Origin of the sequence: Geomonas propionica (assembly GCF_016458235.1) — a bacterium.
In the GTDB taxonomy this organism is placed as follows: domain Bacteria; phylum Desulfobacterota; class Desulfuromonadia; order Geobacterales; family Geobacteraceae; genus Geomonas; species Geomonas propionica.
The window spans coordinates 209110-221118 of sequence record NZ_JAEMHK010000001.1 but is presented as its reverse complement, the minus strand read 5'-3'; the positions used below and the strand labels follow the sequence as shown (position 1 = coordinate 221118).

The window sequence follows — 12009 nt, the reverse complement described above, 5'->3', positions numbered from 1 at the left end:
AAGTTTGCAAAAGCCTGAAATCACATAGAAGAGGTAACGATGAGCTCAGAAGAACAAAACGATTACGGGGCGGATAAGATCCAGATTCTGGAAGGATTGGAAGCGGTAAGAAAGCGTCCGGCCATGTACATCGGTTCCACCGCTGCTCAGGGTCTGCACCACCTGGTTTACGAACTGGTGGACAACGCCATCGACGAGGCACTCGCCGGCTACTGTGACGCAGTCCAGGTCACCATCCATCTGGACGGGTCGGTAACCGTCGAGGACAACGGCCGCGGCATCCCGACCGACATGCACCCCACCGAGGGCCGGTCGGCGGCGGAGGTCGTCCTCACCGTGCTCCACGCCGGCGGAAAGTTCGACAACTCCTCCTACAAGGTTTCCGGCGGTCTGCACGGTGTCGGTTCGTCTGTCGTCAACGCGCTTTCCACCAAGCTCGAGCTGGAGATTCGCAGAAACGGCCAGCTCTTCACCCAGAGCTACCGCAGGGGCGTGCCCCAGGCGCCGCTCGCCATCACCGGCGAGACCAAGAGGCGCGGCACCAAGATCACCTTCCTCCCCGACGGCGAGATCTTCGAGACCACCGAGTTCTCCTTCGATGTCCTCTCCAAGCGCTTGAGGGAGCTCGCCTTCCTGAACGCCGGCGTGCGCATCAAGATCCACGACGAGCGCACCGAGAAGGACCACGACTTCTTCTACGAAGGGGGCATCAAGAGCTTCGTCGAGTACCTGAACAAGAACAAGAACCTCGTGAACCCGGAACCGATCTACATCAAGGGGGAGAAGGGCGGCGTCGATATCGAGATCGCCATGCAGTACAACGACTCCTACGACGAGAAGGTGTTCTCCTTTGCCAATAACATCAACACCCACGAAGGCGGCACGCACCTGATCGGCTTCAAGGCGTCGCTGACCCGTACCATGAACAACTACGCGACTGCCAACAACCTCCTGAAGAACGTCAAGGTGGCCATCTCCGGCGAGGACCTGCGCGAAGGCCTCACCGCGGTCATCTCGGTGAAGATCTCCCAGCCGCAGTTCGAGGGGCAGACCAAGACCAAGCTCGGCAACTCCGAGGTCAAGGGGTACGTCGAGACCATGATGAACGAGAAGCTCGCCACCTACCTCGAGGAGAACCCGGCCATGGCGAGGAAGATCCTGGAGAAGTCCATCGACGCGGCACGCGCCCGCGAGGCGGCCAGGAAGGCGCGCGAACTGACCCGCCGCAAGGGGGCGCTCGAGGTGGGCACCCTCCCCGGCAAGCTGGCCGACTGCCAGGAGAAGGACCCGGCGCTGTGCGAACTGTTCCTGGTCGAGGGTGACTCCGCAGGGGGCTCGGCGAAGCAGGGGCGTGACAGGAAGTACCAGGCGATCCTGCCGCTGAAGGGTAAGATCCTCAATGTCGAGAAGGCGCGCTTCGACAAGATGCTCGCCTCCCAGGAGATCAGGACCCTGATCTCGGCCCTGGGCACCTCGATCGGCAAGGAAGACTTCGACATCGCGAAGCTCCGCTACCACCGCATCATCATCATGACCGATGCGGACGTCGACGGCTCGCACATCCTCACGCTGCTTTTGACCTTCTTCTTCCGCCAAATGATGGAGATGATCGAGCGCGGCTACCTCTACATCGCGCAACCCCCTCTGTACAAGATCAAGCGCGGCAGGAAGGAGCAGTACCTGAAGAACGAGGTGGCGCTGCAGGCCTACCTCCTCGAGGAAGGAACCGAGGACATGACCCTGAAGCTCGGCTCCGGCAACGACGAGCGCGTCTACCGCGGCAAGCAGATCATCCCGATCCTGACCCAGTTGATCGACTACGACGAGCTCTTCGACAAGGTGGTCAAGAAGGGAATCAACGAACTGCTCCTGAAGGTCTTCCTGAAGGCCGGCATCAAGCCGGGCCTGGAGGAGATGTCGCACCTGATCGCGCTGTTGCCCAAGATGAAGGAGGCCTACCCCGAGGTGGAGGCCCAGGTCCACGACGAAAGCATCATCTTCGCCTTTGGAAACCTGAGGGTGAAGATCGATCAGCAGATCTTCGAGGTGCTGGATTCCTACGAGTACGCCATGCTGCTCGACAACCACAAGCGGGTCCGCTCGGTGATGGGGGTCGGCGCCAGTGTCATCCTCGGGCCGGAAGACAAGGTGATGTTCGAGAGCGAGAGCCAGGACGACATCCTCTCCTGGTTCATGGAGAGCGCCAAGAAGGGCCTCTACATCCAGCGCTACAAAGGTCTGGGCGAAATGAACCCGGAGCAGCTCTGGGAGACCACCATGCACCAGGAGAACAGGGTGCTGCTGCAGGTGAAAATCGAGGACGCCGTGGCGGCCGAGGAGATCTTCACCGTGCTCATGGGCGACCAGGTAGAGCCGCGCCGCGAGTTCATCGAGCAGAACGCGCTCAACGTCGTCAACCTGGACGTGTAGCAATCCCCCCCTCCTTCAAGGCCCTCACCCCGACCCTCTCCCGGAGGGCGAGGGGTAGTTGATAGAGGCTGGGTTAGTGGGTGTTAAGGGCTCAGAATCCTTAAATAAAAAAAATTTCCCCTCCCTTCGGGAGGGGATAGCGTTTTGCATATTTCTACTGCAAATCAATTGTGAGGGCATATTCCGGGGGATTTCACCCGAAAGTGCCGCCTTTTGACCGGAAAGGGTTTCCTAAATGCTGAATCAACTGAACAAGGTATCGGTAAACATCGAAGACGAGATGAAGCGCTCCTACATGGACTACGCCATGTCGGTCATCGTCGGCCGCGCGCTTCCGGACGTACGTGACGGCCTGAAGCCGGTGCACAGACGCTGCCTCTACGCTATGTACGACATGTCAAACGACTGGAACAAGCCGTACAAGAAATCGGCCCGCGTCGTCGGCGACGTCATCGGTAAATACCACCCGCACGGCGATACCGCCGTCTACGACACCCTGGTCAGGATGGCCCAGGACTTCTCGCTGCGCTACCCGCTGGTCGACGGCCAGGGGAACTTCGGCTCCATCGACGGCGACTCCCCGGCGGCAATGCGTTACACCGAGATCAGGATGGAGCAGCTGGCCCACGAACTCCTGAACGACTTGGACAAGGAAACGGTGCCGTATGGCCCGAACTACGACGACTCCTTGAAGGAGCCGCTGGTCCTTCCCTCCAAGTTCCCGAACCTCTTGGTGAACGGCTCGGCCGGCATCGCGGTCGGCATGGCGACCAACATCCCGCCCCACAACCTCTCCGAGGTGGTGGACGCCATCGTCGCCATCATCGCTAACCCGCAGCTCTCCTTCGAAGAGCTGGTGGAACTGGTCCCGGGACCGGACTTCCCGACCGGCGGCTTCATCTACGGCCGCGAGGGGATCATGAAGGCCTACTCCACCGGCCGCGGCATCATCCAGATGCGCGCCAAGGTGCAGATCGAGACCCAGAAGAAGACCGAGCGCCAGTCCATCGTGGTCACCGAGATACCGTACCAGGTGAACAAGGCCAGGCTGGTGGAGAAGATCGCCGAGCTGGTCAAGGAGAAGAAGATCGAGGGTATCTCCGACTTGAGAGACGAGAGCGACCGCGAGGGCATGCGCATCGTCATCGAGCTCAAGAAGGACGAGAACCCGACCATCCTCCTGAACCACCTGTACAAGCAGACCCAGATGCAGTCCTCCTTCGGCATCATCATGCTGGCCATCGTGCACAACCGGCCGCGCGTCCTGACCCTGAAGGAAACAATGGAGTTCTTCATCGAGCACAGGAAAGAGATCGTCACCCGCCGCACCATCTTCGACCTGAAGAAGGCCGAGGCGAGGGCTCACATCCTGGAAGGCTTGAAGATAGCACTCGACAACTTGGACGCGGTGATCGCGCTGATCAAGGCGAGCGCCTCGCCGGCCGAGGCGAAGGTGGGCCTCATGGAGAAGTTCGGGCTCTCCGACCTGCAGGCCCAGGCCATCCTGGACATGAGGCTGCACCGCCTGACCGGCCTGGAGCGCGAGAAGATCCTCGAAGAGCTGCGCGAGATCCTGAAGTACATCGCCCGTTTGAAGGAGATCCTGGCCTCCGAGGCGGAGATCCTCAAGATCATCGTGGGCGAGCTGCTGGAGCTGAAAGAGAAGTTCGGCGACAAGCGCCGCTCCGAGATCGTGATGCAGACCGCGGACATTTCGCTCGAGGACACCATCGTCGAGGAAGACATGGTGGTCACCATCTCGCACACCGGCTACATCAAGCGTAACGCCGTCACCCTGTACCGGGCCCAGCGCCGCGGCGGCAAAGGGAAGACCGGCATGAAGACCAAAGAGGAGGATTTCGTGGAGCAGCTGTTCATCGCCTCCACCAAGGACTACCTCATGTTCTTCACCGATGCCGGCAAGGTGTACTGGTTGAAGGTGTACGAGATTCCGGAAGCGGGCCGCGCTGCGCGCGGCAAGGCGATCGTGAACCTGTTGAACCTCGCCAACAACGAGAAGATCACGACGATTTTGCCGGTGAAGGAGTTCGCGGACGACAAGTACCTCATGATGGCCACCAGGAACGGCGTGGTGAAAAAGACCAACCTGATGGAGTACTCGCACCCGAGGGTGGGCGGCATCATCGCCGTCAACCTGGACGACGGGGACAAGCTCATCTCCGTGGCGCTCACCGACGGCAAGCAGGACGTGCTCCTGGCCACCGCGACCGGCAAGGCGATCCGCTTCAAGGAAGAAGACGTCCGGACCGTGGGCCGCGTTTCCCGCGGCGTGCGCGGCATGACCCTCGAGGACGAGGACGTGGTGATCGGCATGGAGATTCTCAACGAGAACTTCACCGACTCCACCATCTTCACCGTCACTGAAAACGGCTACGGCAAGCGGACCGAGATCAGCGAGTACCGCACCCAGTCCCGCGGCGGCAAGGGGATCATCACCATCAAGACCACCGAGCGTAACGGCAACGTGGTGGACATCAAGCAGGTGGTGGACGACAACGACCTGATGCTGATCACCGACCAGGGCAAGATCCTGCGCGTCTCGGTGGCCGGCTTCTCCATCATCGGCCGCAACACCCAGGGCGTGCGCCTCATGGTGAAGGAAGAGAACGAGCGCGTCGTCGCCGTGGCCCGCCTGGCCGAGAAAGAGGACCAGGAGGATAACGAGGAAGAAAACGACATCGACGAGATCGGCGAACTCGAAATCGATGGCGGTGAAGGGGAGGAGTAAAAACCTCCCTCACCCCGCCCCTCTCCCAGAGGGAGAGGGAGTGAAAGGCAGGCAGGACCCCTCGCCCTTCGGGAGAGGGGCAGGGGTGAGGGCGATGCCACCACGGCGCAGTCCCCCGGCAGGAGCAGCACCGGCAGCAAACGTCGAACATGTAATCTTTGCCCTCCTTTGGAGGGGTGCCATGCAGTGAAAAAGGGTAGGCCCATGCAACAGAGCGAGAAGGTAGATAACTCCCTCAACGAGCGTCGCGACATTCTGGATCTCCTGGGGCGGCTGAAGGGTGACGGCATCTCCATCCACGAGATGGAGCGGATCGGCCAGAAGTTCCAGGAGGCCGGCAAGCGGGCGCTGCGTCCGCTGGTGCGGGAGCTCTGGCGCGAGAACTCGGGCGAATTGATCACCAAGTTCACCTACGTCCTGGACTTCTTCGACACCAGCGACTGGCTCGACCAGTTGATCCAGATCGCGCTCAAACGCCAGGACCTCGCTGCCGACGGCAAGGCGGCCCTGATGATCGCGCTGGAAGGCTACGGTGTCGACGTCAACTCCCCTCCCTTCAAGAAGGACAAGCCAAGCTCCGGCGGCAGTTCGCTGGGGCAGCAGGTTCAGGGCGCCATGCAGTTGGGCGAGGAAGGGATGGTCACCTTCCTGGATGACTTCCTCTCCTACCCTGCCGAGGTGCAGCAGACCGTGATCCGTGAGCTGTGCAACTCCGGCGACAGCCAGTCACCCCGTCTGCTCGAGGCGATGCTCTGGCACGAGGACCGCGAGCTGGTGCAGTCCGCAGTGGCGGCACTGGGCAAAATAAGGGACTCGCGGGCCGCGGCCGTGTTGCAGAACTTCCTGGCCGACTGCGATGCGGAACTTGTCCCCGCCACCGAAAAGGCGCTGCGCAGGCTGCGCTTCCTGGGCGTTGCGGTGCCGCCGCCGCGCAAGCTGCTCCCATTTTATATCGCGTACGCGACTCCGCCCGACGGCGACGGGTACCGTTCGCTGCTGCTGTCGCGCTGGTCCGGCCTGGACACGGTGGGCGTGCTGTACATGCAGGTGCACGAAAGGCGCGGGGTGTTGGCGGCATGGGGTGCAGGCGACCTCACCCTCGAAAACTTTGCCGCCGAGGTGGACGGCTTCCGCATGCAGGACGACCTGATAGAGGTCGCACCGGGGTACCTTTTGGACCTGGTGCGCGACGCCCTATACTGGAGCCGCGACCTCTGCTATCTTCCCGCCGACTTCTACATGAGGCGCGGCATCTTCGCTGGTGAAGACATGACGCCGGCGCGCTACTCGGAAAAGCTCACCGACCTCCCCCGCTCCCGCCGGCTCAGCTTCCTGGACGGCGAGCAACTGGCACAGCGGCTTTTTGGCGACACCTTCTTCTCCGGCTGGTTCATGGCCGACCAGCGGGTCTATGATTTCGCCGAGGAATATCGCAGCGGCAAGGATTGCGAGCAGGTTTTGGAGGGCTTCTGCTCCGAACTGCTGGCGCCCGAGCTGGAACTGATCCGGGAGCGGCTGCTGGTGAGTGCGGACCTGATGCGCCGCTGCGGCAGGGACAACCTTGAGGTGGCCAAGATCGTGGGGATGGCCGACAGCCTGCTGGACAACCCGCTGCCGCACCACCTGCACCCGTTTCTGCGTCGCTTCGCGCTGGAGAGCATGGAAATCGCTAGGGAATCCCTGGAGCGCGGCGAGGAACCGCCGCTGAGGGCGGTCGAAGAGCTGTAGGGGATTTAATTATTTATGCTACAATGAAGTCCTCATGAGGGCTAGATACACGGTAAGAGGGCTTGAATAGATGCTAGAAAAAGTTGCTGTAATCGGTGCCGGCAGTTGGGGTACCACGCTGGCCGACCTGCTCGCCAAGAAGGGACACGAGGTCACCCTTTGGGCCTACGAGCCCGAACTGGTCCTCACCATGCGTGAAACCAGGGAGAACGATCTCTTCCTGCCGGGGATCAAGCTGCAGGAAAGCCTCGCCTTCACCAACGATCTCGAGGAGGCCTACCGCGGCTGCACCATGGTGCTCTGCGTGGTGCCGTCCCAGCTGGTGCGCCGGGTGATCACCAACTCCCTCCCCTTCATCCCGAGGGACGCGGTCATCATTTCCGCCTCCAAGGGGATCGAGGTGGACACCCTGGCCACGGTTTCCGAGATCTACCAGGAGGTCCTTCCCCCGGAGATGTACGCCAGGTTCGCGGCACTCTCAGGCCCGAGCTTCGCACGGGAAGTGGCGCAGGAGATGCCGACCGCCGTCGCCACCGCCGCGGCTTCCGAGGAGATCGCGCGCCGGGTTCAGGAAGCGTTCACCACCAACTTCTTCCGCGTCTACCGGAACTCCGACGTGGTGGGGGTCGAACTGGGCGGCGCCATCAAGAACGTCATCGCCATCGCCGCCGGCATCTCGGACGGCCTCGGCTTCGGGAGCAACACCCGCGCGGCCCTCATCACCCGCGGCCTTGCCGAAATGACCCGCCTCGGGCTTGCCATGGGAGCCCAGCCCGCCACCTTCGCGGGGCTAGCCGGAATGGGAGACCTGGTGCTCACCTGCACCGGCGACCTTTCCAGGAACCGCAGCGTCGGCATCCAGATCGGGCAAGGACGGCGCCTCGAGGAGATCCTCGGCGAGATGCGCATGGTCGCCGAAGGGGTCAAGACCACCGAGTCGGCCTACAACCTCGCCAAGAAGCTGGGGGTCGAGATGCCCATCATCAACCAGATGTACCAGATGCTCTATCAGAACAAGCCGGCGCGTGAAGCGGTCCTGGAGCTTATGACCAGGAACCTGAAGGCCGAAGGAGCTTAGCAACAGATCAAGATTAAGATTGAGATTAAGCTGAGGCCGTAGATGTGGCATCTACCAGGGCTTTCTTTGTCTTAATCTCAGTCTTTATCTGTTTTTTCAAGGATAGGTAATGCAACCACGTTTTGGCATCAGAACCAAACTGCTCCTGTCCATTCTCGCCATCCTTCTCATCTCCTATTCCACCCTGATCTACTCGACCATGAAGACCATGAGCGCGTCCCTGCGCACAGAGGTCGACCGCAACCTGGAAACCAACCTCACCTACGCCCGCAGCCAGTACCGCGACCGCGCCAATGTAATCAATTATTCGCTGCTGCAGCCTGCCACCGCGCCGGTGGTGCAGGGACATATTGGGGCGCGTGATCGCAAATGGCTGGACGAGCGGCTGAAAAGGATGCACAGGGTGCTCCCCTCCCTGGACATTTTGCTGGTGCTGGATGGCAAAAAGAGGATCCTGGCGGGCATCGACACCACTTCGTATGGCGAGGAGCTGTACCTGCCCGGGATACTGGACCAGGCAGTGGCAGGGAAAGGTGTGGTGAGCTCGACAGAGATACTGCCGGCTGCAACGCTGTGTCAGGCAGGGGCCCAACGCTATTGCGAGCAGGAAAGCAATACGGAGGCCCTGGTAAACACCGTGGTGATCCCGGTGCTCGGCCAAGGCGGCAGCGTCTTGGGCTGCCTGGTTGCCGCCGAAATCCTTAACAACCAAGCGACCCTCCCCAGCGACCTTGAGGAGGTAGCGGGCAACGACGTCGAAGTGAGCATTACCCAGCGGGACCTGCGTATCGCCAGCAGCCTGCCGGCCACCATGCGTGACGCCTCCACCCTCTCCCCAAAGGTCATCGAAGTGCTGGAGCGGGGCGAGGTGTACCGCGGCGAGGCGCGCATCGGATCAAGAGACTACGAGACGGTCATCGACCCCATCCTGAATAGCCGGGGCGAATTCGTCGGTTCCATTTCGGTCGCTGTGGCCATCGAACGGTTCAGGGAAACCAGGCGGGAAAACCTCGGCAACATCCTCGCCTCCGCCTTCATCGGCATCCTCTGTTCCTTCGGCTTGGCCTTTCTTGCCTCCCGGCACTTTACCGGTCCGCTGCGGCAGCTGGCGTCGAGCGCCCGCAAGATCGAACAAGGGGACCTGGACCAGAGGGTCGAGGGGGATCAGGACGACGAGGTGGGGGCGCTCGCCTCCTCCTTCAACAAGATGGTGCAGGCGCTCAAGGAGCGCGACTCCATCATCAACAAGAAGACCAATGATCTCCAGGAGCTGAACGAGCAGTTGGAGCGGATGGTGGACGAGCGGACCTCGGCCCTGGTTATGGAGATGGGGAGGCTGGAGGCGGTGCTGACCAGCCTGGCCGAAGCCGTCGTCGTGACCGACCTGGATAACCGGGTGGTGCTCTTCAACCCGGCTGCGCAGCAGCTCTTCGGGATGGTGCCGCACCGAGTGGTCGGCCAGCCCATCGAACAGGTGTGCGACCTGGTCGGCTTCACCCCGCTGCTGGAACGGATCCGGGAGCTGGCGCAGCCCGAGCGCGCGGGGGGGACCAAGGAGGAACTGACGGTGAAGGGGAAGAGACTGCATGTCTACCTCTCCTCGCTCTCCGATGAATTCGGCAACTTCGCCGGGATCGTCCTCTCCATCCGCGACGTCACCGTGGAGCAGCAGGTGGACCGGATGAAGACGGAGTTTATCTCGACGGTCTCGCACGAGCTCAAGACCCCGCTCACCTCCATCAAGGGATCGCTGCAGTTACTGCTGACCCGGAGCAAGTGGCTCACCGACACCGAGCGGCAGCTCCTCACCGTCTGCTTCCGCAACACGCAGCGCCTGATTCGGCTTATCAGCGAGATCCTGGACATCTCCGGCATCGAATCGGGGGGCATGGTGTTCAAGTTCAAGCCGGTCTCCATCGGCGAACTGACCGTGTACGCCGTCGAGGAGATCAAGTCCTACGCCATGGGGCGCGACATCACCATCGTCAACACGGTCGGTGAGCACCTCCCCCGTGTGTACGGCGACAGCGACCGCCTGATCCAGGTGCTCACCAACCTCTTGTCCAACGCGGTGAAGTTCTCGCCGGAGGGAAAGGTGGTCATGATCAGCGCGGAGCAGGAAGGAAACTACGTCGTGGTGTCGGTGGCGGACAAGGGGCGCGTGATCCAGTGGTCGGACCGGGACAAACTTTTCAAGAAATTCCAGCAGATAGAATGCCATGAACGCGGCAAGGTGGGTGGCACCGGTCTCGGACTCGCCATATGCAAGGAGATCGTCGAGCGCCATCACGGCCGGATCTTCTACACCGCCGCCCAGGAGCGCGGCAACACCTTCAGCTTCACGGTACCAATCATAGGGGAGACCGATGCAAAAGGACAAGATTCTCATAGTTGATGACGAGGCGGACATCGCCCTCATCCTCAAGCTGCAGTTAGAAGACGCCGGGTACGAGACGGAGCGCGCCCGCGACGGGGTGGAGGCGCTGGAGGCAGTCGAGCGCGAATATTTTTCCCTGATCATGCTGGATATCAAGATGCCCCGCATGGACGGCCTGGAGGTGCTGAGCCGGATCCGCAGCGACGAGACCCCGGTGGTGATGATGACCGCGCACGGCAGCGAGGACATCGCGGTCGATGCCATGAAGAAGGGGGCGCTGGACTACATCTCCAAGCCTTTCTCGTCCGATGACATGCTGCAGAAGGTGGAGCGCGCCATCGGCATCGATCGCACCAGGAAGGAAAACGCCAGGCTGCAGAGGCAGTTGGACGAGGAGCGCCTCAAGATGGCAGCCGTGCTGCAGGGGATGGCGGATCTCCTGCTGGCCGTCGACCTGAACGGGACCATCATCACCGCGAGCCGCCAGGCGGAGAGCGTACTCTCCTGCGAGGGGGCGATCGAGGGGAAGGTCCTGGAAGAGGTGTTGAAAGCGGAGGTGCCGGGGGGCGAACTGCCGGCCCGCACCGTCTTGCGCACGGGGGAAGCCTGCCTGGGTGTCGGCTACCAGCTCCAGATCGGGGGGCAACTGGTGCCAGTGCTCTCGTCGGCTGCGCCGCTGAAAAACTCGGCCGGGGACTTGGTCGGCAGCGTCGAGATCATCCGCGACATCTCCAAGCTGAAGGAGTTGGAGCAGGAGAAGGAGGACTTCGTCAGCATGCTGTCGCACGACCTGAAGTCTCCGATCACCGCCGTGGTCGGCTCCATCGACCTGGTGCGTGAGGCGAAGCTCGGCCCGATCAACGAGGACCAGCGCGAGTACCTAAACGCCGCCATCGAGAGCTGCGAGGAGATGGTGGAGATGATCGACACCCTGCTCGGCATCCACAAGTTCGAGGCGGGCAAGATGAAGCTCTCCTTCAGAGACGAGGATCCGGCAGCATTGGTCAACCGCAGCGTCAACAAGTTCCAGACCCTGGCGCAGCGCGGCGCCATCAAGCTCTTCACCACCTTCCCCTCAGGCCTCCCGCCCGTCTCGGCGGACCGTTCCTCCTTCAACAGGATCATGGGGAACCTTCTCTCCAACGCGGTGAAGTTCACTCCCGAAGGGGGCGAGATCGAGGTTTCCGCCGACCTGGTGCACGACCCGACCACCGTGACGGGAACAGTCCCTGAGCAGAACTACGCGCCGCTGCAGCTCCCGACTGAAGGAGACTTCGTACGGATCATGGTGCGTGACAGCGGAATAGGCATCCCGCAGGAAGCGCTGGGCTCCATCTTCGACCGCTTTGTCCAGGCCAGGAACCGCCGCCAGGGCAAGACTCGCGGCACCGGGCTGGGCCTCGCCTTCTGCAGGAAGGCGGTGGACGCCCACGGCGGCTTCATCTGGGCTGAGAGCGCGCCGGGGGCTGGCAGCGTCTTCACGATCCTGCTTCCCGCCCAGCCGGAGGAGCCCGAAGAGTAGGAAGCTGCCGCTTCATTAGTTCAAAATATGGCCTGACCGTTAGGGAAGTTTAAAAAGACTCTTTAATTATTCCTCTTTTTTCTTTCGGCAAATATAGTAAAGTAGAGCAGCGTCGGAGAGGTGGA

6 protein-coding genes are annotated in these 12009 nt (G+C 61.6%); all 6 read left to right on the top strand.

Annotation, left to right across the window (positions count from 1 at the left end; all coding sequences use genetic code 11):
* Window positions 1-39 precede the first annotated feature (39 nt).
* Window positions 40-2430 (top strand): DNA topoisomerase (ATP-hydrolyzing) subunit B, encoded by a 2391-nt coding sequence (gene gyrB / locus JFN90_RS00995; RefSeq protein ID WP_199393238.1) that lies wholly within the window; start codon window positions 40-42, stop codon window positions 2428-2430.
* Window positions 2431-2665: 235 nt separating this feature from the next.
* Complete coding sequence (gene gyrA, locus JFN90_RS00990; RefSeq protein WP_199393237.1) at window positions 2666-5179, top strand: DNA gyrase subunit A; 2514 nt, start codon at window positions 2666-2668, stop codon at window positions 5177-5179.
* Window positions 5180-5383: 204 nt separating this feature from the next.
* Window positions 5384-6907, top strand: a complete 1524-nt coding sequence (locus tag JFN90_RS00985; protein ID WP_199393236.1) for a HEAT repeat domain-containing protein — start codon at window positions 5384-5386, stop codon at window positions 6905-6907.
* A gap of 70 nt (window positions 6908-6977) precedes the next feature.
* The gene (locus tag JFN90_RS00980; RefSeq protein WP_199393235.1) at window positions 6978-7985 is read left to right on the top strand and encodes an NAD(P)H-dependent glycerol-3-phosphate dehydrogenase; all 1008 of its coding nucleotides are present in this window, start codon (window positions 6978-6980) and stop codon (window positions 7983-7985) included.
* A 109-nt stretch (window positions 7986-8094) separates the two neighbouring features.
* On the top strand, window positions 8095-10380 hold the full coding sequence (locus JFN90_RS00975; protein ID WP_199393234.1) for an ATP-binding protein: 2286 nt from the start codon (window positions 8095-8097) through the stop codon (window positions 10378-10380).
* Window positions 10352-11884, top strand: coding sequence for a hybrid sensor histidine kinase/response regulator (locus JFN90_RS00970; RefSeq protein ID WP_199393233.1), 1533 nt, complete (start codon window positions 10352-10354; stop codon window positions 11882-11884). The genes JFN90_RS00975 and JFN90_RS00970 overlap by 29 nt, the downstream gene beginning before the upstream one ends.
* The last annotated feature ends 125 nt before the right edge of the window (window positions 11885-12009 follow it).